This is a genomic window from Microcoleus sp. ARI1-B5, from assembly GCF_036705795.1.
Taxonomy (GTDB): domain Bacteria; phylum Cyanobacteriota; class Cyanobacteriia; order Cyanobacteriales; family Microcoleaceae; genus Microcoleus.
Genome location: NZ_JAUBVK010000007.1, coordinates 23,753 through 46,975 on the forward strand (window position 1 = coordinate 23,753; position 23,223 = coordinate 46,975).

The 23,223-nt window shown below is 46.6% G+C and carries 18 protein-coding genes and 2 pseudogenes; 15 read left to right on the top strand and 5 right to left on the bottom strand.

Features of this window, described 5'->3' with window-relative positions:
- Positions 1-40: 40 nt before the first annotated feature.
- From QUB63_RS13195 to QUB63_RS13205, 3 genes are all read left to right on the top strand, one after another.
- Positions 41-667, top strand: coding sequence for a DUF3038 domain-containing protein (locus QUB63_RS13195; protein WP_332945652.1), 627 nt, complete (start codon positions 41-43; stop codon positions 665-667).
- 2 nt (positions 668-669) lie between these two features.
- Positions 670-1,842, top strand: coding sequence for a DUF4335 domain-containing protein (locus tag QUB63_RS13200; RefSeq protein ID WP_332945653.1), 1,173 nt, complete (start codon positions 670-672; stop codon positions 1,840-1,842).
- A 194-nt stretch (positions 1,843-2,036) separates the two neighbouring features.
- Positions 2,037-3,011, top strand: coding sequence for a DMT family transporter (locus QUB63_RS13205; RefSeq protein WP_332945655.1), 975 nt, complete (start codon positions 2,037-2,039; stop codon positions 3,009-3,011).
- 109 nt (positions 3,012-3,120) lie between these two features.
- Here QUB63_RS13205 and QUB63_RS13210 read toward each other — a convergent pair whose 3' ends face one another.
- Both QUB63_RS13210 and QUB63_RS13215 read right to left on the bottom strand, forming a co-directional pair.
- Positions 3,121-5,199, bottom strand: a complete 2,079-nt coding sequence (locus QUB63_RS13210; protein WP_332945657.1) for an abortive infection protein — start codon at positions 5,197-5,199, stop codon at positions 3,121-3,123.
- A 5-nt stretch (positions 5,200-5,204) separates the two neighbouring features.
- Positions 5,205-5,876, bottom strand: a complete 672-nt coding sequence (locus tag QUB63_RS13215) for a hypothetical protein (protein WP_332945658.1) — start codon at positions 5,874-5,876, stop codon at positions 5,205-5,207.
- Between the two features lie 355 nt (positions 5,877-6,231).
- Between QUB63_RS13215 and QUB63_RS13220 the strand changes: the two genes are divergently transcribed.
- On the top strand, positions 6,232-7,155 hold the full coding sequence (locus QUB63_RS13220) for an OmpA family protein (protein ID WP_332945659.1): 924 nt from the start codon (positions 6,232-6,234) through the stop codon (positions 7,153-7,155).
- Between the two features lie 204 nt (positions 7,156-7,359).
- Here QUB63_RS13220 and QUB63_RS13225 read toward each other — a convergent pair whose 3' ends face one another.
- Positions 7,360-8,472, bottom strand: a complete 1,113-nt coding sequence (locus QUB63_RS13225; protein ID WP_332945660.1) for an AI-2E family transporter — start codon at positions 8,470-8,472, stop codon at positions 7,360-7,362.
- A 79-nt stretch (positions 8,473-8,551) separates the two neighbouring features.
- Here QUB63_RS13225 and QUB63_RS13230 point away from each other — a divergent pair, with 79 nt between their 5' ends.
- Together QUB63_RS13230 and QUB63_RS13235 are read left to right on the top strand one after the other, a co-directional pair.
- The gene (locus QUB63_RS13230; protein WP_332945661.1) at positions 8,552-8,866 is read left to right on the top strand and encodes a helix-turn-helix domain-containing protein; all 315 of its coding nucleotides are present in this window, start codon (positions 8,552-8,554) and stop codon (positions 8,864-8,866) included.
- A 115-nt stretch (positions 8,867-8,981) separates the two neighbouring features.
- Positions 8,982-9,935, top strand: coding sequence for an alpha/beta fold hydrolase (locus tag QUB63_RS13235; protein WP_332945662.1), 954 nt, complete (start codon positions 8,982-8,984; stop codon positions 9,933-9,935).
- A gap of 129 nt (positions 9,936-10,064) precedes the next feature.
- Here QUB63_RS13235 and cysS read toward each other — a convergent pair whose 3' ends face one another.
- Both cysS and QUB63_RS13245 read right to left on the bottom strand, forming a co-directional pair.
- The gene (gene cysS, locus QUB63_RS13240) at positions 10,065-11,603 is read right to left on the bottom strand and encodes a cysteine--tRNA ligase (protein WP_332945664.1); all 1,539 of its coding nucleotides are present in this window, start codon (positions 11,601-11,603) and stop codon (positions 10,065-10,067) included.
- A gap of 71 nt (positions 11,604-11,674) precedes the next feature.
- A pseudogene (locus QUB63_RS13245) lies at positions 11,675-11,839 on the bottom strand (Uma2 family endonuclease); the annotation flags it as partial.
- 335 nt (positions 11,840-12,174) lie between these two features.
- Here QUB63_RS13245 and QUB63_RS13250 point away from each other — a divergent pair.
- From QUB63_RS13250 to QUB63_RS13290, 9 genes and pseudogenes are all read left to right on the top strand, one after another.
- Positions 12,175-13,689 carry an efflux RND transporter periplasmic adaptor subunit gene (locus QUB63_RS13250; protein WP_332945666.1) on the top strand — a complete coding sequence of 505 codons (1,515 nt, stop codon included), beginning with the start codon at positions 12,175-12,177 and terminating at the stop codon, positions 13,687-13,689.
- 73 nt (positions 13,690-13,762) lie between these two features.
- Positions 13,763-14,938 carry an ABC transporter permease gene (locus QUB63_RS13255; RefSeq protein ID WP_332945669.1) on the top strand — a complete coding sequence of 392 codons (1,176 nt, stop codon included), beginning with the start codon at positions 13,763-13,765 and terminating at the stop codon, positions 14,936-14,938.
- A gap of 53 nt (positions 14,939-14,991) precedes the next feature.
- The gene (locus tag QUB63_RS13260) at positions 14,992-16,902 is read left to right on the top strand and encodes a TolC family protein (RefSeq protein WP_332945671.1); all 1,911 of its coding nucleotides are present in this window, start codon (positions 14,992-14,994) and stop codon (positions 16,900-16,902) included.
- A gap of 54 nt (positions 16,903-16,956) precedes the next feature.
- A pseudogene (locus tag QUB63_RS13265) lies at positions 16,957-17,089 on the top strand (ISKra4 family transposase); the annotation flags it as partial.
- Positions 17,090-17,416: 327 nt separating this feature from the next.
- Positions 17,417-17,698 carry a hypothetical protein gene (locus QUB63_RS13270; protein ID WP_332945675.1) on the top strand — a complete coding sequence of 94 codons (282 nt, stop codon included), beginning with the start codon at positions 17,417-17,419 and terminating at the stop codon, positions 17,696-17,698.
- An 84-nt stretch (positions 17,699-17,782) separates the two neighbouring features.
- Positions 17,783-19,177, top strand: a complete 1,395-nt coding sequence (locus QUB63_RS13275) for a DUF4912 domain-containing protein (RefSeq protein WP_332945678.1) — start codon at positions 17,783-17,785, stop codon at positions 19,175-19,177.
- Positions 19,178-19,755: 578 nt separating this feature from the next.
- Positions 19,756-21,060 carry an ABC transporter substrate-binding protein gene (locus QUB63_RS13280; protein ID WP_332945681.1) on the top strand — a complete coding sequence of 435 codons (1,305 nt, stop codon included), beginning with the start codon at positions 19,756-19,758 and terminating at the stop codon, positions 21,058-21,060.
- 118 nt (positions 21,061-21,178) lie between these two features.
- Positions 21,179-22,078, top strand: coding sequence for a carbohydrate ABC transporter permease (locus tag QUB63_RS13285; RefSeq protein ID WP_332945682.1), 900 nt, complete (start codon positions 21,179-21,181; stop codon positions 22,076-22,078).
- A 239-nt stretch (positions 22,079-22,317) separates the two neighbouring features.
- A complete protein-coding gene (locus tag QUB63_RS13290; RefSeq protein WP_332945684.1) occupies positions 22,318-23,181 on the top strand; it encodes a carbohydrate ABC transporter permease in 864 nt (287 codons plus the stop codon).
- Positions 23,182-23,223 lie beyond the last annotated feature (42 nt).

Sequence of the window (23,223 nt, forward strand, 5' to 3'; positions counted from 1 at the left end):
TCATGCCCGACACCCCACATACCCGTATAGTTTGTTTGGAATGGATGTTGCCGTGATATTAATGCCGTCAGAAACTTCGCTTACCCAGTCAAACCCGTTGATTTTAGACAGTTTGCCAGACTTGTCGCCCTCCGATGGGGGATGTCCCCGCCGGGCCAGATTGCAAATTGACTTGATGTTGCTGGCGATCGAGGCCTTGTATCTCGGAGGTGCTGAAGAAATGCTGGCAGTGTCAAAGGAACTGGAATTGGAGTCAATTATCAAAAATCGCGTTGCCCTTTGGCTGATGCGCAATACTAACCCGCTGAGACGCTATACCCAGCGCCGCTCCCTGACTGTTGTGGAGGCAAAGGCGCTGGTGGCGATCGCCTGCAATATGGCGCGCAAGTTAACCGCGACAATTCGGCAGTTGCTGCTAGATTCGCAGCAGTTGCGATCGAGAAATATCCCCCTCAACCAGAACTTGCAGCTTGCCGAGTATTTAGAACGCTTTCGCGCTCACTTTCGATCGCGCATGAACCCCAAGCGATCGCTGGTTGCAGCTTACGATTCCGACGACAAGCTCAACGAACTAGCTTTAAACTTGTTGAGCAAACTGCTATTTTGTACAGGCACAGCCGGAATGCAGCGCTTCTGGGTTAGCCTGTTTGATGGAGAAGTGGAATAACGATGACTATTAGGCGTCAGTACAGTCTGCCAAATTGCACCCTGGTTCTGGAAGGCTTGAGCGATGGATCGGCAGCCAGCCAGTTAGATATACGGCCGGTGCTTTCGATATTAATGAGCGCTGAATGCTATGTGACTGGTCTCGGCGAACCCCTCAGCGGGGGACGGGAGTTTTTTGAAAGCTTGGTGAGGGCCGTGAGCAGCTACGCTCAAGAATTTATGAGCGGAGTGCATTATCCCGATCGCTACGGCCCTTCTTTGGGTATGGTGCAGTTGCACAGAATCGACGGGAATTCGCACCGTTTGACCGTTCTACCCGCAGAAGCAGGCAGCGCGACCCAAATCGATAGAAAAACAGAACTGTCGGCAGAAGTAGATTTGACGACGGTACAGCTATTTGACTTGGTAGAGGCGATCGATCAATTTTTTGCCGACACCCAGACGCTGCCGGAATTGTCGCTGCAATTAACCCCAATTTCCAAGCGTTACGTCAAGTCTGCCGAACCTTTGGCGAAGCGGAGTTTGCCTGCGGTGGTGGGGGTATCGAGTTTGGCTTTGGCGGCGATGGCGTTTTTCTTGGTACCAGTGCCGGAAGTCCAGCGCCCGAGAGATCCGGTGCCGCAGCCCAATCGGGCCGGCCAGAATCTCGGCACGCCGAATTCGGGCGGATCGGGTTCGCCGAATCCCAATCCCACGCCTGCGGCTGACGGTTTGCTGCCGGGGGATAGGACTCCGAAAGCTGAACCGAGTTCGCCAAGTCCGAGTCCCGCGCCGACAGCAGACGCTTCGCCCTTGGCAACACCGCAGTCGAGCACTTCGCCGGAAAGCACGCCCAGTCCTGTTTCCGAAGGTTTGGCAAGTCCAGGGGCTGCTGCCGTGCCGATTACCGATGCGGCCCAAATTGAGCTGTTGAAGGGCAAACTTTCCCAGCAAATTGACGGAGTTTTGAAGAATCAGCCTGCTGTTGATACGGAGTTGGTTTATCGGGTGAGTGTGGCTCAAGACGGGGCGATTGTCGGTTACAAGTCGGAAAATTCCGCAGCAGTCGATCGATCCGAAGCGCCGTTGTCCGAGTTGCTTTACAAACCGGTTGGTACCCGGCCACCGGCGGAACCGCTGGCTGATTTCCGAGTAGTTTTTGCACCGGGCGGCACTGTGGCTGTCACTCCTTGGTAAAGGTTAGTAGTGAGGACTTTAGTCCGCATCCATTCAGAAGACTAAAGTCCTCACTACTAACCTATTTTATTGGGTTCGTAGTGAGGACTTTAGTCCGCATCCATTGAGAGGACTTTAGTCCTCACTACGAACCTGGTTGACTTTGTAGGGTTTGCACTGCGCACAGGTTGACTTGGATGGAATGATTACAAACTATGCTCACATCTGACTCAAAAAAGCTTAAGTTATTACGTTATAAGGGACTGGCTATGGTGCTGATAGCAGCCACTTTATGGGGACTTTCTGGTACGGTGGCACAAAGGCTTTTTCAAGATGAGGGATTTACTCCCGGTTGGTTGGTTACAATGCGCCTTCTTATCTCAGGAATATTGTTATTAATAATTGGAGGTTTCCGAAAGAAATTCAACCAAGTTTTTGCTGTGTGGAATGCTCCCCAAGATCGGATTCGATTAGTGATTTTTGGAAGTGTTGGTATGTTGGGAGTGCAGTATACCTATTTCGCAGCTATTCAAACTGGTAATGCTGCTACAGCAACATTATTGCAATATTTGGCTCCATTATTTATTATGATTTACTTAGCAGTAAAGTACAAGAAAATTCCTAGTATTCAAGAGTTTATAGCCCTAGGACTTGCTTTGTTAGGCACATTTCTTCTCGTAACAAATGGATCTATTTACCAGCTTTCCGTCTCCATTATATCAATAGCATGGGGATTAAGTTCTGCAATTGCACTTGCATTTTACACATTATATCCATCAAGTTTGCTACAACGTTGGGGTTCTGAAGTAATCCTTGGCTGGGGCATGATTATAGGAGGGATTGCATTATGCCCGATCGCTTCTCCTTGGCAAATACAAGGTCAACATTGGTCTGTTATTACTGGTTTGTTTGTTAGTTTTGTGATTATATTTGGCACATTAATCGCTTTTTATCTATATCTAGACAGTCTTCGATATATTACACCTACAGAAGCGAGTTTGTTGGCAAGTGCAGAGCCTGTGTCGGCTGTAGCTGCATCAATTATTTGGCTTCGCTTACCAATGAGTCTTCTGGAAGGACTCGGTGGACTATGTATTATTAGTACAGTGTTGATGTTGTTGCTATTTCCCAAAAAACCAAGCAAAACATTATTAAATCCAACTAGAGACGATAACTCTTCCTTGAGATAACAAGTCATTTTTTGAGGGATATATATAGCTTTTGTCAGAGAGATAAGGCTTTGCTGTGCGGGACGCTCGCACTCAGGTATAATTCCGTAGTTATCGGAGATGATATCACTCAAAGTCCTGTAGGCGCGATCGGCTCAATATCGGGATCGAATCCCCCGACTTGATTGGTGCGAATTATCCACAAAAATGCTCCTTGTTTTAAGAGGATTTTGGCGATCGCATCTTGGGTGCGCCTGGGCAGCATTGTTCGGTAACTAATAGCAGCTTTTATCAGGTTCGCGATCCCAGCAAAAAAGCTTTTTTTCAGTTCCGAATCAATCCCAGCCAATCTCACATTTTTGCGCCAATCTGGACGGACAACGCCGAGGGGAATTAATACTTTTTCTAAACTCTCTCCTAAAGCTACTAACTGGTTAAATCTTTGGGTTTGTGCGGCGGCGGGATTTTTTTTCAGCCAGTCTTGAATCTGAGGATTTGACTCAATTTCGGCAGTGATTTTTTTAATTGTGGCGTAAATTGCCTGACTGGAATCTTGGACGCAAGAAGTTGCTGGCGTGACTAAACTTGCACCGGTGCCGTCTCCGCTGCGGTAGCGCGCCATCATGATATCTAGTTGCTGGTTTAATTCGGTTAAAGGCGACAAGTTGATGCCGTCAAAGTCGTAGTCGCAACACACGCAGTCTAATTTACAGATGATATCGCACACCGGGCGAGATCCCAACCAGCCGCGCTGCAAGTCTCCCATGTAACTTTGCCATTTGCTGGAACCTGCAACAATTCCATCGGGATTGTGCGCATAAACTTGTTTGTATTCTATGTCAAAACGCAGTTCGCTGGTAAAGCGATCGCGCACCACTTTTGCTACTCCGAAAGCAAAATGTCCGGTGACAATTCCCAGCGGTGCCGGTTCGCCTTTTTTGCCGCCGATACCGCCGAAACTGTGAATCACGATGCCGATGTCTCCTTCTTCCCAAGGAGAGATTGAATTGTTTTCGGCAGCGTCATTTGGCATCAACAATACTCTTTTTGCTTGTCCTTTTTGCGCCGCTGTATTTAACCAGTTTTCCTCCTTTAAATAAGCGAGAGATTTTTTCAGCCCGAAATGTGTTTCATCTGGTATTAATTGGGCAATTTTGCGGGGTTCGAGTGCCTGCACTACAAAAATACTGTCTTCGTCTCTTTCGCCGTAAATGTACCAGCCCTCTGGATTTAATGGCGATTGTTCGATCTGGTGATTGGTAGACCTCGCTACGCCATTTTTGTCCGGCTGTACTTGCGGAATCCGAATGATTTCGGCGGCGCCGTCAAATTGTTGGGATGTTTTGCCCAAATGGCGGACAATAAATTTGTCGCTGTCGGGTTCTTGGCGCTTTACAATAGAGACTAAGGCGCACAAACGTCCGATAATTTGTACTGGTTCGCGATCGATAATTAGTTCCTGCCGCTCGCTGCTGCTGTGGTTGATGACAATCACCGGCCTGCGCAGCATCACAGTCACGCTGTCTTCGTGTCTGCTACCTGCTAGAGTTTCTAAAGGGCCGACATTTCGCCAGCCGTTCAATCTAACTGGATGGATGTTACCTGATTTTTGACTTTTGAAAGTTTGTTTGGTGAACTTAATATCTTGACTTACGGCGTGGACAAAAAACTGTACTTGGCGATTTGTGCTCCACTGCAAAAATGCTGTTTTGCCAATGAAAGTTTGATATTTTTTGGGTGCATTGATAACTTCAAAAAATACGGAGCCGTAGGGCTGGCGCTGTTCGTGTGATGGCAAAATTAAGCGGCCGTGCCAAAGAGCGATCGGCTTGTAGAGATGGGCAACTGCTGCTGAATTTTCACAGATTATCTCGGGTTCAAGGACTTCGGAAATATCGCTTTCTAATCCAAAAATTGCAGCATTTAAATTGCTGTCACTTTCTACGAACAGCGGTTCTAAAAAAACGTTTTCAGGTTGAGAAAGGTTGGTAGTTGAATTCCCCGCCCTTTTGTTGAACTTCGGTAGAAACAAATGGCGGTTTTCCTCGAATAGCGCCTGCAACCAATTGAATAAGATGCGAATAAAAATAAAAGCTGTCAAACCGAAAATAACAGCCAAAGCTATCAGCCCCAAAGTCAAAATGAATTGCTCGAAAGATTGACCGGACAGTAAAATAATTGTGGGCCAGAGCGCAAAATATGCCGCCATAATATCTAAAAACGAGTTTTAGGTTCGATCCAGTCTGTGCTGGCTTGACTGCCGAAAACTAGGGGTTTGTCTTGGCTGAGGGCTACCGTTTGGCCGGTCACATCGACTGCGCAAAGAGGCCAAGATCGATCGCCCAAATTGCCCGCGCGGAACAGAACTTGTCCCGGACAAACTTGACTCCAACCCAACAATACAGCATGAGTGTAAAGACTGCGAGCCGGAGCAACGGTATAAGTGTAATTATCATTTTTATCCCAAATGACCGCGTAGTCGGACATATCGGAAGAGTTGAAAAGCGCTTCAAATTCGCGGGCGAGAACCCGGGAACCCTCTGGATTCCAAGAAACAGGCACTAAAATGGCGATCGTCCCGGACATATCTGTGTCATCGCTAGCATACATTCCGCTTTCCGCCAGCGGCGAAGCAGCCGCCACTGTTTGCAGTTCCCCGGTTTTGAGATTTTCCACAAACATGACGCTGCTAACCCGACACCGGGCTAATTCGGGCTGCACTTGCAACTCAATTCGACTGTAAGCCGCGTATTGGCCGTTAGTTGAAACTAGGGAAGGACTGCGATAGTAGCGTTTGCCGGTGTCGCCAGTTGAACTCACTTTAGCGTGAGTTTCAGTAATCCATTCCCAAGGCACGGGATAGGCGCTATTTAAAGGGTCAGCCATCAGTTTTTTTCCAAAAGTTCTACAGCATTATCTAACAAATTTAGGACTTCCACGCAGGGGACTAAGCTGTACTGCATCTAGATTGTCTCTTGTGTTTGAGAGTCCGATGGGGAGATGGTGCGATGGGGAAAGTTTGATAAATCATCGAAATATACAATTTAAATGCAGTACAACTTAGAAATCAGGTTTACGCGAGCAGATTCTGCACCGCCCAACCCCAGATTTGGAGAAACCGGATTTCTTTTTGAGACGGTAGATTTGTCTTCCAATCTAAAATCCCAAAACTCAAATCGAAAATCCGATAGGTAAGATAGTATCGAAATTAATCAGGTATGTGTACCGAGAGGGAGGAACCATGGCGCGATCTTTTAACCAAAAACCTTCAATCCCCCCGACTCGCGTCTCCAAGTCGCGGGGAAAAGGTTTGCTTGTACTGTCGCTGATATTTCGACTGCTGCTGCTGGGAGTAGGCAGCGGTTTTGCCTGGGTTTTGGGGATGGCGATCGCCCAAATTTATCCATCACGCGCCACGGAGATGCCGCTAGCCGAGAGATTGCTGCGCGTAACTCAAAATTTGACCTCGGGCCCTTCACGCGCCCCAGCAACGCAAATTCCGGCGCTCCCAACACCAACCGCCACACCCACTCCCCAGTCAAAAGTCAACCCGGCCCTGAGAGAGAAATTGCAGGGAGATTTAAGAAAGTTGCAGGGCGAACTCAACGCGCTAATTGGGCGCACGGCGGCTTTGGAGAGTCAGTTGGGTACCAGCCGCCCGACGGAAACTTTGGAAAAGCGGTTGCAGTTGATGTCGCAGGAATTGGCTGCAACCGCAACGCCGGCAACTCCTAGCCTTGCTTTACCCGCGCCGAGTCCGATCCCTGGAAATGCCAACGCGCAGCCGCAGAATCCGAAAAATTCGGTGTTTGGAGGGGATGGGCTGATGGTAACTCTCCCCAGCGACGTTTTGTTTGATACTGGCAGCATTTCTCTGCGGGCGGGAACTAATGCGATTTTGGACAATTTGGTGGCGGAGTTGGGCAATCACGAGGGGGCAACTGTGCGCGTTGCGGGCCACACTGACGACGCGGGGGAGGCGGCGGACAATCGCAATGTGTCGTTTGCGCGGGCTCAGGCTGTGGTGCAGTATTTGTCTGGTGTGCTCGGTCAGAGGTATCATTGGGTGGCGATCGGCTACGGGGAAAGTCGCCCTTTGGTGGATAATAGTTCTGATGTCAACCGGCAGCGCAACCGCCGCATTGAAGTGGCAATTAGTCCTTAGTCATTAGTCCTTAGTCATTAGTCCTTAGTTAATAGTTAATAGTTAATAGTGCGATCGTCCCGATCGCGAAAAGAGCGCTTGCGAGCGGCGATCGCACTATACTGTGAAAATTATTATTCCGATGCCAACAGAAACGATATAAATTATATATTTCAATTCCCCTCTCGCTTTCTCCCACGATCCCCATCAGACCATCTCCCCATCTCACGCCGAAGGTGTCAGAGGCGGTAAGTCTGAATTATTTTTAGTTTGATTTATTGTCTCTCGATGTTCGCTCCTCAGCTTCGGTTTTAAATACAAGTTTTCAATCAAAGCTGCGACTCCCGCAAACCAAGGCGGCACAATTACAGCCCCGATAATTCCCAATACTTGCACGCCTCCCAAGACTGACAGCAATTGATATAAAGGATGCACGCCAACCGAGGAACCAACCAGCAAAGGATCGAGCACGTAAGTTTCCAAGTTCTGGATAATTACAAATAACAGCAATACCCACAAGAGTACCCAGCCGCCTTTAGCTAATGCTACGATTAATGCGGGTACTGCTCCCAACACCGGGCCGATGAAGGGAATCAGATTGGTAACACCTGCGATCGCACCCAAGCCTAAAGCAAATTCCGGCATTCCCAAAACGCTCAAGCCTGTGGTAATAAATATGCCTAAAATCCCCGAAACTAACACCCGCCCGCGAATGTAACTCCCCATTCTTTGACCGATTGGCGTGGCTTGGGCGGCGAGTCTTTCGTCCCAAGGTTTCGGGAAAAACTGCACCAAACTTTTAATTAATGTGTTGCTGTCGGCAACCATGTAACCTGAAATAAATAATGCTAAAACTAAACTGAAGAAACCGCCGAGAATGCCTCTTGTTAAACTGTACGATCGCAAAACCAGTTGTTGGCTCGATCGAATCAGCCAATTAGTCAGCGATTGAGTGTCCACCAACTGACTCACAAAGGTTGGGGCATTGTCGCTCAACCGGCTCAATACATTAGTTACTACAGTTTCGAGACTTTCGGCGTAAACTGGTAACTGTCGCAGCAGCAACTCTATTTGTTGGATTACCGTGGGCCCGATTAACACTACCGTCCCGCTAAATCCGCCGATCAGAGTTAAATAAACCATAATCACCGCCAGCCAGCGGGGAACGCGCATGGTTTCGGCCCAATTGACGATCGGGACGATCGACGCGGCGAGCACGACTGATATCATCAGAATTACTAGCAGGCTGCGCAATTGCCACAGCAGCACTAGCAGCAAGGACGATGCTACAATGAGCAGCAAGTTGGGTAAAGAAATGGTTATTCGCTGTTCTGACATGATTCAATAATTATATTGTTACCTGTGTCACCCTTGATTTCATAATAAACGATATGATATAAATAGTGTGATTAAGATTATGAAAGTGCATTCAAGCAGTGGGAATGTCTTTGCTGACTTAGGGTTCCCGAATCCTGATGAACTATTGATTAAGGCAGAACTAGCTCATCAAATCAGTGAGTTAATATCGGAACGCCAACTAACCCAAACTGAAGCAGCAAAGCTCTTAGGAATCGCTCAACCCAAGATATCAGCATTGATGCGCGGTAAATTATCAGACTTCTCTACAGAACGCCTATTTCGTTTTCTCAACGCACTCGGCAGCAATGTAGAGATTCGTATTGCTCACTCGCAACCAAATGTCCAAGCTCAAACTCGCATTGTTGTAGCCTAAACTCAAAAACATTTAGTTTGGTTTGCATTGTGAAAACTCTTAAAAATCTTGTGGGGCGCTGCACCCTGCCCGCCCCAATATGCAGGTTAGTACCTAAAAAATCAAAACATTAATTATGCAGCCGCAATATTCAACCCAAGATTTATCCGCCATTTCATCTATAAAATCACCAACGCTGTTTTACGAATGGCAAAAATATCGCTGTGCTTATGATATTTACAACCCAACTACTGCGACAGAAGATAGCATCCCTTTGTTATTAATCCATCCTATAGGAGTTGGATTGTCAAGAGTCTTTTGGCATAGATTTTGCGATTGTTGGTACAAATCAGGGAACACAAATCCGATTTACAATCCCGACCTTTTGGGCTGCGGCGATTGCGAAATGCCCGCTGTGGCTTGCTATCCTAGCGATTGGGCCGCACAGTTGCAGTATTTCTTGGAGACTGTAGTAAAAAAACCTGCGATCGTCCTCGTGCAAGGTGCTTTACTGTGTGTAGCCTTGGAATTAGCCAAATTGCAGCAGGAAAGCGGTTCTAATTTAATCCATTCCTTAGTCCTCGCCGGGCCTCCCGCTTGGGCGGTGATGAACAAACATTCGACACAGAGACAGCAAAGAATCGTTTGGAATCTGTTAGACTCTCCCTTGGGAAACGCTTTTTATCGCTACGCCAGACGCGCTGAATTTTTGCGATCTTTTTCTGCAAAACAACTGTTTGGCGATGCGGCAAATGTTGACAGCGAATGGTTGGATGCTTTGCAGGCTGGGGCCGCAAATCCTGACAGCCGTCACGCGGTTTTCTCCTTTTTAGCGGGGTTTTGGCGGCAGGATTACAGCGGTACGATTCAAAAGTTCGTGAAGCCCACACTCGTTCTCATGGGAGAAAAAGCCTCAAGCATCAGTCAATCGGGTAAGGAAGAAAAACCAGAGGAAAGATTAGCGCAATATTTAGCGAACTTTCCCAACGCTGAGGGTTTATTAATGGCGGGGCGCAACGTTTTACCCTACGAATCCACCGCAGAATTTGTCGCCGCTGTTGCCGAATTTGCGAACAAGTTAAATAAGTAAAAACTGCTTCGTTCGTAGTACGGACTAAAGTCCGTCCAAGAGGACTGAAGTCCTCACTACAAACCTAGGTTCGCAGTACGGACTAAAGTCCGTCCAAGAGGACTGAAGTCCTCACTCCAAACCAGTTTTTTAACTCCGATGCCAAATAGTTGTACCATCCTTTTGGTCAATCAAAGTAATTCCCTTATCCTTAAGTTCATTGCGAATACGATCGCCCTCAGCAAAATTCTTCGCTTTCCGGGCATCCTTCCGCTGCTGGATCGTCGCCTCAATCTCCCCATCAGTCAAACCGCCAACAGCATCATTGCTGTCACCTTCCGGCTGAACTTCCAACCCCAAAACCCCCGCCAAACTCACCAAAGTCAGCCACTTTTGCTGCAACAATTCCGGCGAAGTTTCAGTTTTGCCTTGATGCACCAAAACATTACCTTCCTTACCCAATTCCTTAGCCAATTCAAACAAAACAGCCAAAGCAGCCGGAGTATTAAAATCATTATCCATCGCTGCTTGGAATTCCTGCACAGCTACGGTATCCTGTCCAGTTTTCTCAACGTCCCAACTCAGTTGATCGGCATATCGGAGACCAAAAAGCAAGCCTTCATTGATGGTATTCCAGCCATTTCTAGCGCTAGCGATCGCATCTTCGGTAAAATCTATCTGACTGCGATACTGCGCCATAAACACAAACAGCCTCACCGCCATCGGTGCCACCGCTTTTGACTTCTCGCTTCCTTCATTCTTACTCCCCCCCTTACCAAGGGGGGGCTGGGGGGGGTTAGATGCCAAATCACCCGACCAATTCCCCTCCAACAAATCGCGAATAGTAATAAAATTGTGCAAAGACTTCGACATCTTTCTGCCATTGACAGTCACAAAAGCATTGTGCATCCAATAATTAGCCAGAGACTTGCCAGTCGCGGCTTCAGATTGAGCAATTTCGTTTTCGTGGTGCGGAAAAGTTAAATCGGAACCGCCGCAGTGAATGTCAATAGTTTCGCCCAAGCAATCGCGCACCATCGCCGAACATTCGATGTGCCATCCGGGGCGACCTTTTCCCCAAGATGATTCCCAAAAAGGTTCACCGGGTTTAGCGCTTTTCCACAGGGCAAAATCTGAGGAATCTTGCTTTTTTTGAGCTTCTATTTCTTCTGTTTCCAATCTGCCGCTAGCCCCGGCTTCCATTTCTTCCAACTTGCGGCCCGAAAGCTTTCCGTAATCTGCAAACTTTCTGACGCTGTAGTAAACGTCGCCGCTGTTCGCATAAGCAAAGCCTTTATTTTCTAACTCGTGAATCAGCCGTTTTATGCCGTCCATTGAGTGTGTAGCGCGGGGATATTCATCGGCCCTGAGAATATTTAGCTTGTCCGTGTCGGCAAAATATTCGTCGATGAAGCGTTCGGCTACGGCTTCCATTGTGGAATTTGTCTCGCGGGCTCTGTTGAGAATCTTGTCATCAATATCGGTAAAATTCTGTACGTAGCGCACCGAGTATCCCCGCCACATCAGATATCGGCGCACCATATCCCAGACAATGTAGGCGCGGGCGTGCCCGACGTGGCAGTAATCGTATACCGTAACGCCGCAGCAGTACATCCGCACCTTTGAGGGTTCGAGGGGCTCGAAAGGTGATTCGCGACGGGTCAAGCTGTTGTAAAGCGTTAGGGGCATGGGATTTGAGATTTGGGATTGATGTACTGCTCTAATTTATTATATTGCGGTTGGTGAATCTTTCGGTGTCGCTACCAAACATCTGTTAAATCTAAGACAAATCCCGGTAACACATCTTCCCCTGACAAAGTGCTAGGATTATCTAATATTTCCACATCCTGATTTTGTCTGTATATCTCAACTTTCTGGTTTTTGCGATCGATTAACCACCCCAAACGAGATCCATTCGCGATGTATAGCGGTTCTCAAGAAAGTGAAATACACGGGCTAGTTTGATGCCCCATGCTTTTAGGCCCGATGCCCAACGCCCAAGAGCACCTCATGTTACTGATAAAGGCTATATTCCCGCATTTTTTCTCGCAATGGTTCCAGGTTGTCAGACTTAGAAAGCAATACAGATTCAGAAGAAATAGCGACCTTAGAAGGGAAGAGAGAAAGTAGTACGTCAACAGATGCTAGAATATGTCAGCCCCAAAGTTGCCATTTTTTTCTCCAAACAGTAACCAAAACGGTTAAAGGGCGATCGCCCACGCTTAACAGTTATTTACAGTTTGTAGGGGAGGAGTTGACAGTGAAATATAAAGAAAACAATAGTTTCAAAACAGGAGTCAAATGGCTACTGTGGTCTAGTTTTCTCACTCTAGGCATCGGCGGGGGCTTATTTGCCTACGGGTTATATCAAAATCGACCTCCCGAACCCATAGGAGTGCGCTTGATACCCGTCAAACTTGGCGATATTGAAGATACGCTTAATGAAAGCGGCACTATTGAATTGGCTGGTCAACAAACTCTTAAATCTCCCGTTAATGCTACTGTTGATGAAGTGTTAGTAAAAATCGGGCAAAATATCACATCTGGTCAGAACTTAATCACTCTTCGTAACCCCGAAAAACAAACAATTCTCAGCCAGCAAGAGTTGGTGATTCAAAAAGCAAAACTCACTCTAGAAAGCTTACGCCAAAAACTTGTCGCAGCCCAGGAAACGCTCAGTATCGCCCAAGGGAGACTTCAAAATTATAAATCCGGGCCAAATAACGAATTATTAGAAATTAAAAAACAGGAAATTGCCTTAGCAAATAATCGCAAAAAAGTTGTTGACGCTGAGGTGGTTTTGGCTGCTGCTGAGCGGAAACTTACCGAGCAAAAAGCATTATTTGAAAGAGGTTATATTCCGGCAGATGACGTGCGCTCCCAAGAAGACGAAGTTCGCAAAGCTAAAGTCAGTTTACGAGAGGCACAGTCTCAAATCAACACCGATTTGCTCGACCTCAAAAGTCGGCAAATTCAGCGACAAGATAAAGAGCAAGAACTTCAGCAAAAAGTGATCGCTGCTGAGTCAGGAGTGCGACAAGCTCAGTTAGATGTTGCTACAAATAGCCCCGCTCTCCAAAGCTCTCTGCTTGAGTACCGAAAAAAAGAACAGGAACTAAAAAACAATATGGTGACTGCATCTATTGATGGCAAGGTACTTAATATTCAAGTTAAAAATGGGGACGGAGTGCCGCAGGGAACAGAGCTTTTGACATTAGGTTACCCTTCACAAGAACTGGTAAAACTACAGCTTTCTACCCTCAATGCTGCTAAAGTTAGACCCAAGCAGTCCGTCCGTATCAGCATTATTGGGCCCAATCCTAAGCAGTTTTCAGGAAAAGTAGACAGCTTATATATTCTTGCTCAAAGTGGTAATAGTAAAGGAAATGACGACTCTAATCAAGGCAGTCAACCAACGGTTCCTGCAACAGTAAGACTCGATGCTCCAACCCGGACTTTGATTCCAGGGAGTCAAGTGAATGTGGAGATAATTTTGCAGCAGCGCCAGAAGGTAGTAGTTTTGAATACGGAGGCAATTGTGCGATCGGAGTCTAAGCCTTTTGTGTGGATTCGTGACAGTCAAGGCAAAGCCCAGAAACGGTCAGTTACATTAGGTTTAGAAGGATTGACACAGGTAGAAATAACTTCTGGTTTGCGGCCAGGTGACAGTGTTGTGATACCCCCTCCTGAACCTTCCTTAAAGCCAGGAACTCCTCTTCAGGAAGAAAAAACAACTAAAAAGAAAGAAAAAACAGACGGTGACGATCTGGAATAAAAATTAAAGAGTAGGATCAAATCAGCTAATTTTATTAATGTACGAAATGTTGAGTTGTGATTTTTAATTACTTATGAGCCTTTCTCCTTTAGACCTCCTCCGCCTTACTTGCATTTCCCTAAGTGGCAATCTTTTGCGATCTGCCCTAACTACAGTCGGAGTTTTTATGGGTGTAGCTGCGGTCAGCGCAACGCTGCAAGTAGGCAATATTAGTCGCGCCGTAATTGCTGAACAACTGGCCAAGCGAGAAGCACCTCAACTGGGAATCAGTATTTCGGATGACTTGGGTTTGAAGTTAGAAGATATGGAATTTTTACGGCATCGGCTGAAAGGAATTCGGGCAATTAGCGCAGACAATATGTTTGGTTATTATCAGGAAAAAGTTATATTTCAGGCTGAAGAAGGGGAAGCTAGTATGGCCGCTGTTTCTCAAGATCATTTATTGACATCGGGACGGCGATTAATGGAGGGGCGTTTTTTTTCCCCTAATGATTTTGCTAACTATCGACCTGTCGTGGTAATTGATGAAATGCTGGCGACACAACTTTTTAAAGGTAGCACCAAACGTCTAGGTCAGCGCATTTATGCTAACCGCCGACCTTACATTGTTGTTGGCGTAATGGAGAGCAAGGAAGAGTTTTCGGGCAAAATCCAAGGTCAAATTTGGGTGTCGATGTCACTTTACAAAGCGATAACAGGTAGCCAGACAATTGAGGAAATTTCCGTGCGCCCTTACAATCTTAGAGATATTAAAGGAATGGAAAAGCAGGCAAAAAAACTTTTGAAGCAGCGCTTCCCCAAGGCAAAGGTTTATACTTGGAACAATGTTAAGAAAATTTTGGAGCAGCAGGAAACTCTGGAACTTGCTTCACGGGGACTATTGGCAGTGGGGGTAATTTCGCTATTGGTGGGAGGGGTTGGTATTGCTAATATTACGATCGCGGCGGTGATGGAACGCACCCCAGAAATTGGTTTGAGACGTGCGATCGGGGCTACTCAGAGAGATATAATGTTGCAGTTTATTCTAGAAGCAGTAATTCTGAGTTTAGCGGGGGGAATTGCTGCTATTGTGACGGTACACGGGTTAACGGTGGTGGTAGCGGATGTTTTTAAGTTGCCTTATAAATTTGACAGCAACACAGCAGCTTTGGCTCTAGGATCGGCATTAGCGGTGGGTGTAGGAGCTGGATTTTTCCCGGCTCTGCGAGCTAGTCAACTAGATCCTGTTAAAGCGCTGCGTCAAGGGTAGTCATCCCTTAGGAAATCGCCATAGCATTAGTTGCAAAAATAACTGGAGTTAGCATGACTGAGCAACCGCACGAAGATTATCTCCCAAATAGCGATTCTCCTGCTCGCTACGATATTCCTTGGATATTTCGTTTTAGCCTAGTTATGCTTGCAACCTGTGGGCTATTGACGATACTTGCTGTTGCTTTTAAGTCTAGTTCAACAGTCAAAAGTGATGTTAGCTCTAAATCTGCGAGCGCGCCCAAAATTCTGCCACTTACCACTAAAAAACATCTCCCACACATCCAAAATCTACCGCAAAATCAGGCGCTCATTAAACCCCAAAATCAGAGAGAAACGCCAACTACCAACCAGAGAATAGTTATTCCTCAATTCCCCGGCGAAAATCCCACAAGTAAAATCAAACACTCACCAATTTCCCATTCCCAATCCCCAATCCCCAATTCCGAAGTATTAACAAATTATACTCAAAAGAAACCTGTTCCACCAGAATCAATAGTAATTTCTGAAGTTCCACCAAATCCAGAAATAACAGCAGAATCAATACCTGAAAATACCCAAAATCCAACTATTCAACAGCAATCTATAGCGGATGAATTAGGGGTTGAACTGACACTCCCGGAAGTTGTATTTTTAGGCTTAGAAAACAACAGAGATATCAAAAATCAATACCTCGAACGCATCGTCCAAAAACAAGATTTAGCCGTAGCAGAAGGCTTATTTGTCCCTAGTTTTACACCGAGACTATCCGTGTCATCAATTCGTTGGAGGAATGGGGGAAGAGTCGCCACTACTGGCGAAGTCGATTTATCGGCCCAGGTGAGTGTCAAAATTCCCACAGGAGGGAATATAAGTTTTGTTTGGAGTAGTAAACAAGGACAAGATGCGAATGGTTTTGGCATTAATAGTGAAGGTTCTTTAAGTCAAAATCTAACGTTAAATTTTACCCAACCTCTGTTAAGGGGAGCTGGAGTTGCTGTCAATCGAGCACCAATTGAGATTGCTCGCCTGAGTGAAAAAAGAAATATTCTGAGTTTGAAATCGAGGCTAATTGAGACAATTACTGAAGTAATTTCAACCTATCGAGAGGTGATTAAGGCTCAGGAACAAGTTAAAATTTCACAAAATTCTCTGGAAATTGCCCGTCAAGAATTGGAGACTAATCAGGTTTTAATTGAGGCAGGAAGGCTAGCAAAAGTTGATATTTTTACAAGTGAAAAAGCTGTGGCAGATCGGGAAGTGAGAGTATTAGCTAGTGAGGAGCAACTGAAGAAGGCAAGATTAGCACTGCTGCAAGTTCTAGACCTCGATCGCAATCTTAATATAATAGCAAGAGAAGCTGCTGCTGTACAGACTTACCCTCTGGATTTCTATAAGATTCTACCATTAGCTCTGTCAAATAGTCCTGATTATTTACAAGTACAGCTCGACCGGGAAATCGCTAAATATAAATTGCTGGTAGCGGAAAATAATCGAAAATCGAAATTGGATGTAAATGCAAGTTATAATAATAATGCTACTAATCTTTCAGACAGCAGCTCGGATTTGAGAGCGGGACTGGTTTTGACTCGCGAATTTGGAAATAGAGGAATTGAGCGAGATTTTCAGAATAGTCGTGTTAAGCTATTACAAGCTGAGAATAATTTAAAGGAGTACAATCAAAAGCTGGAAGTTGAGGTCAGAAATGCAATTCGAGATATAAATTTGAATCTTAAGCAAGTAGAACTAGCTCAAAGGTCAAGGGAGTTAGCGCAAAAGCAATTAGGAATAGAGCTAGACAAAAGAAGATTGGGAGTGGGAAGTTCTCGGAGTATCGATATTGTGACTTTTCAGAAGGATTTAATAGAGGCTAGAAATGCAGAACTTAATGCGAAAATTGCCTATTTTAATGCTTTGACAAATCTTGATAAAATAATAGGTACTACTTTGGAGACTTGGCAGGTGAGGATTGAAAATGAAGAATGATGTTAGTTAGTTGTTATCGGATTGAATGAGACTTGTCAGTAATTCCAACCAGGCTCCATCGGATCGGGAGCGGTAGAATCAGCCGTCAAGCAGATAGGTACAAGGCTAAAAAATTCATTCTTCACAGTGGAAATCTGAAAGTTTCTCTCAAATGTTACAACTGCGTTGTGCCTACTTGAATGGTTAATTTGCAGTTTAATATTTTTGCAAAATCGGGATGCTCCCGCGAAGCCTTCTTGTTAGAAGGATTATATAGAAAGTCTTCCACTTTGTCATATTTGCAAAGACATATCCATTCTAAACGATCGCCCCCACCCTCCAAACCCATCAAAAGCCCCCTATCCCCATTTGTCATCAAATCCTGACATTCGCTTCAATACCGATCCCCCAAATCTCCCGAATGTCAAGATTCCCTGACAAAGTGATCCCCAAAATCACGAAAATGCGTATAAGTACCCATGATTGAGGCAAAAGACCCCTTGACCAGACCGGGAGTTGTCTGCAACATTAAGTCATGACAAAGCGATCCCAAAGAAATGCTTCGATTGAGCAGCTCTGGGAGTCAAATAGCGCGTGTGCTGCCGGCACAGCGTTGCTAGCAGCACCGATCGCACTCGCAAAATCGATCTTGTTTGTGAATCAAGAATCGACAGAGAAAGTTTTATTTAGATCGGACGGTGCGCGCAGAAGCCCTCAAGTCACAACCCCCGATCGCAATTGGGGACAAGACAAGCTAAAAATCAGCAAGGCTTCAAAGGTTGGAGAGATTTGGAAGCTCGATAATATTTGCATTTAAAAGAGTTTCTAGCTCGAAAAGTCAACACACTTGTGTTGAAGCCAAAAATCTAACCCGCCATCCAAATTAGTGGAGAACAAACTCATGGCAAAAGAACGCCCACCATTAGAAGAGATGACTTTGCGACAACTCCGCAGAGTTGCTAGCGAATGTGGAGTCTCTCGCTACAGCCGGATGCGGAAATCGCAACTTCTGGCATCAATTCAAGAAATTCAGCGCACCAAATTTTCCTACAGTCCATCTCGCAAACTAGAGGCACAAGAAGCAGTGGAAGCAGCAAAGTTTGAACTCGGTCAAGAAGATAGAACTGGCGGTTCTTTGTCGTCAGTAGATGAAGGTTTAGCAGATTTGCCCAACGGCTACGGCGAAAGCCGGGTTGTTTTGATGCCCCGCGATCCAGAATGGGCATACACCTACTGGGATATCCCAAACGATCGCAAAGAAGAATTGCGCCGCCTTGGCGGACAGCAACTCGCCCTCCGGATCTACGACGTTACGGATGTTAACCTCGAAATCCAAAGCCCCCACAGCATTCAAGAATATCCCTGCGACGAACTGGCGCGGGAATGGTACGTGCCAATCCCCGTGAGCGATCGGGACTACGCGATCGACATCGGCTACCGCTGTGCAGACGGCCGCTGGCTGGTATTGGCGCGATCGGCCCAAGTCCGCGTCCCGCCCATCTATCCCAGCGACTGGATAGAAGACCAATTCATCACCCTCGACTGGGAAGAAGACTTGTGCGGCAAAACCTTCGCCGAACTGGTTCCCCCTGCCAAGAAAATGGCACAAGCAACCAACGGCGGTGGTTTCAGCACCGGCAACGCCATCTACGAACAAATCTTCGGCATGGCAGAATCGGCCGAAGCCATGCGCGTAGCGGGTTCTATGTTCGGTTCCATGCAGCACGTCGCAGGTTCCATCCAGCAATCGGGCATCCACGAACAAGCTTTGAGTTCCTACGTATTCCCCTCCGGCGTCGGAATGTGGGCTGGGGCCGGGATGTCCGCCCTCACCATGTCCGGTGTCGGTATGTCCGGTGTCGGTATGTCCGGCCTCACCATGTCCGGCCTCACCATGTCCGGTGTCGGTATGTCCGGCCTCACCATGTCGGGTGTCGGTATGTCCGGCCTCACTATGTCGGGTGTCGGTATGTCCGGTGTCGGTATGTCGGGAGTTGGCTTCGCCGCCCCGATGCGCCCCCGCCAGTTCTGGTTAGTTGCTGACGCCGAACTGATCGTCTACGGCGCCACGGAACCCAACGCCACCGTCTACGTAGGCGGACAGCCGATCAAACTCAATGCTGACGGCACTTTCCGCTTCCAAATGTCCTTCCAAGACGGCTCGATCGACTATCCGATTTTTGCAGTAGCAGCCGACGGCGAACAAAACCGCGCTGTCCACATGAAATTCAACCGCGAAACCCCTGAACGGCGCACCAATACTAAGGAAGATTCTGTTGTGGAATGGTTGGGCTAATCCTAAAGGTCGATCGCGATCCGGGTATCTGTCTGGGTTTGTGCCAATTTTTTAACCATCACAAGGCCTACCCGCAGCAAATGGCGATTTGTTAGGGTTAATTCCAGACAACAACCCATAACACCCCCTATACACCGTTCTCCTATTTTGAGGAGCGGTGTTTTTTGTATTTAGAAGGAAGATTTGACAGTTGACAGTTGACAGTTGACAGTTGACAGTTGACAGAGGGAAGAAGGAAGAAGAATTATTTATTTGTAGGGTGCGTGAGGGCGAGAAATCTTTACATCCACACTTCGAGACTATGACTCACGCACCGCCCCAACGATTGAATCATATCAATGCCAAATGCCAGCGGAAACGATATTAAACAATTCTCTCAATATCTGCCTATAGATAGATGTTGGCTTAACTTGCGATCGAACTCGCGACCTCAAAATTTGTACTTTTCACTCAACTATTATTAAGTAAGCTAAAGTTTACTTAAATTTTTATTGCACAAACTCGCTAAATCCCGCGAAACAAAAGAAAGCGAGTTATGAGAGAAATAAGGCGATCGCACAGCCATCTCTCAAAAGCAAATGCCAAAAATAAATTCCCCGCCCCAGCGAAGGCAAAAGCGCCCCCGTCTTGTAGCCTTATTCGCTGTCACATTAGCCGCCGTCTTGCTGTTATTCATTCTGCCCGCACTGACTAAACAGCCAGTCGTGCTGACAATGTTAATGCAAGGTCAAGACATTGCCAACTGGAAACCGTTTGTCAAAGAATTTGAACAGAAAAACCCCGACATTCGCATCAACCTCGTAGAAGGGCCCTTTGACACAAACCTCATAGAAAATCTTTACACATCTGCCTTTCTTTTAGGCGAGTCGCCCTACGACATCATCAACATGGATATTGTCTGGGTTCCCAAATTTGCCGCCGCAGGTTGGGTAATGGATTTGACAGACAGAATTTCCCCCAAACAACTTGCAAAGTTCATCCCAGGTAACGTCGAAGGCGGGCGGTATCGGGGCAGACTTTACCGAATTCCCCACGCTTCCGATGCCGGAATGCTTTATTACCGCAAAGACATTTTAAAACAAGCGGGAATTCCAGCGCCTAAAACCTTTGAAGAGATGGTAAAAATCTCTCAAAACTTGCAGAAACAGGGAAAAGCCACCTGGGGTTATCTGTGGCAAGGCAAACAATACGAGGGAGTATCTGCGATGTTTGTCGAAGTGCTCTCGGGTTTCGGCGGCTTCTGGGCTAACCCTAAAACTTTTGAAGTTGGGTTAGATAAACCCGAGGCAATTAAAGCAGTGGAATTTCTCAAAAATACGATCGCCTCCGGCATATCTCCAGCGGGTGTCACCACCTACGGCGAAGAAGAAACCAGGCTGTTGTTTCAAAACGGCAAAGCGCTGTTTTTGCGAAACTGGCCCTATGTTTGGAAACTGGCAAATGCCGAGGGATCGAATGTTAGAGGCAAAATTGCGATCGAGCCAATGCTCAGCAGTATCGGTCAAACAGGCGGTTCCTGCTTGGGCGGCTGGGGCTGGGGAATTGCCAAAACCTCAAAACATCCAGAACAAGCGTGGAAAGCAATTAAGTACCTTACCAGCGAGGAAACCCAGCGCAAATTTATTTTAGAAACAGGTTTAATTCCCAGTTACAAATCCTTATTTACGGACAAAGAAATAGTCGCAAAATATCCCCACTACCCGCAACTGCTAAAAGTAGTCGAACGGCCAGCGTTGCGCCCGCCCCTGGCACAATACGCTCAAGCTTCTGATATTTTGCAGCGCTATTTGAGTTCAGCTTTTACCGGGAGAATGAGTCCAGAACAAGCAATGAAAGCAGCGGCTAGCGAAACTCGCAATTTATTAGGCAGTTTGAAACCATGAACCCGAATAGATCCCGCCGAATAGATCCCGCCGAATAGATCCCGCCGAATGGAATTCCGATGCTCTACAAACAATGTCCCCCTCCGCGGACTGGAAGAACAGAATAGAATTTTAAAATATGCAATTAGACAAGATGCGACAGCGCGAACAAAGAACAGGATGGATATTAGTAGCACCAGCATTGATAATTCTGCTGCTAGTATTTGCTTACCCAATTTTGCGCGCTTTTTGGCTGAGTTTATTCACCCAAAACCTCGGTACTGAATTAAAACTGGTTTTTTCCGGTTTTGCTAACTACAGTCGGATGCTAGGCGACGGGCGTTTTTGGCAAACTTTAAGCAACACCGCAGTCTTTACTGTCGCTTCTGTTTTGCTGGAACTAATTCTCGGCATGGGAATTGCCTTAGTCTTGAATCAATCTTTCACAGGGCGCGGCATTGTCCGCACAATTTCCCTGCTGCCTTGGGCGCTGCCGACTGCATTGATGGGAGTAGCTTGGGCGTGGATTTTTAACGACCAATACGGCGTAATTAACGACATTTTGCTCCGCTTGGGATTGATTCAAAAGAGCATTAGCTGGCTGGGAGATCCGACTTTGGCAATGATGGCAGTGATTGCAGCAGATGTGTGGAAAACTACGCCGTTTATCAGCTTGCTTTTGTTAGCGGGATTGCAATCAATTCCCGGTGATTTGTACGAAGCCCACGCGATTGACGGCGCGAGTAGTTGGCAGAGTTTCCGTCAAGTTACCTTGCCGCTGCTAATGCCCCAAATTGTGATTGCTTTGCTGTTTCGATTTGCCCAAGCTTTCGGCATTTTTGACTTGATTCAGGTGATGACGGGAGGGGGGCCGGCAGGGGCAACCGAGACGGTTTCTATCTACATTTACAGCACGGTAATGAGGTATTTAGACTTTGGGTACGGGGCGGCTTTGGTGGTGTGTACTTTTTTGCTGTTAGTGGCAGCAGTTGCGATCGCCGCTTACCTGTTATCGAGAGCCCGCGCCAGTCAATTTTAGATTTGGGATTTTAGATTTTAGATTGGTGGTGGTTAAGTTAGTTTGCGATCGCACGCAGACCCCAGAAACCGGGTTTCTTTGTAGATTTCTCGTTCCTGTTCACAAAACTCATAGAAACCGGCTTTCTCGCCCCACAATCCCATTTCTTGAAACTCTTGTGGGATGGGCCGTAGAGCCAGCCCCAAAAATTCAATCTCAATACAGAACAGGTTAGCACGTTCCTTTCATTGGTATAAATCATGTCGATCGCCCGCGAACAACCCACAAAAAAAACCTTTGACATCCGGCAATTAATCTTGCCCGTATCGGCGATCTTAATTGTCGCATATTTCCTCGCACCTATTATCTGGCAGGTGCTAACTTCTTTCAAAGTAAATGCGGATATTTCGGCAATTCCCAACGTCTACATTCCCAAACGAATTACCTTCGAGCATTACCTGTCCTTGTTCCAGCGCCGCCCGTTTGCACTTTACATTTTAAATAGCGCTTTTGTTTCCATTACTTCGACCTTGCTGTGTTTAGCTGTAGGCGCTCCCGCAGCTTACGCATTGGCCAGGTTGCGGCTGTGGGGCGAGAAAATCATCCTGGCAACTGTGACAATTGTGACGCTATTTCCGGCGGTGCTGCTATTCTTGGGACTGCTAGAAATTGTCAAAGCTTTGGATTTAGGCAATAATTATTTAGCCTTAATTATTCCATACACCGCAATCAATCTGCCGCTGACAATTTTGGTGATGCGGAGTTTCTTTCAACAATTGCCAAAAGATTTAGAAGATGCGGCAAAAGTTGACGGATACAACACTTTTCAAATGCTGTGGCAAATCGTGCTACCGATGACATTTCCCGCGTTAGTCACAACCGGAATTCTGACGTTTATTTCAGCTTGGAACGAGTTTATTTTTGCACTGACATTTATGACTCGCGAATCTCTGAAAACTATTCCCGTCGCCACGGCTCAACTCAGCGGGACATCAGTCTTTGAGATTCCTTACGGCCCGATCGCAGCAGCCACCGTTTTAGGAACATTACCCTTAGTTTTGCTGGTTTTAGTGTTCCAGCGGCGCATAGTTCAGGGTTTAACAGCCGGGGCAGTAAAAGGATAGTCATGTGGCAGTTGTCTGTTGGCCGTTGGCCGTTATAACAAA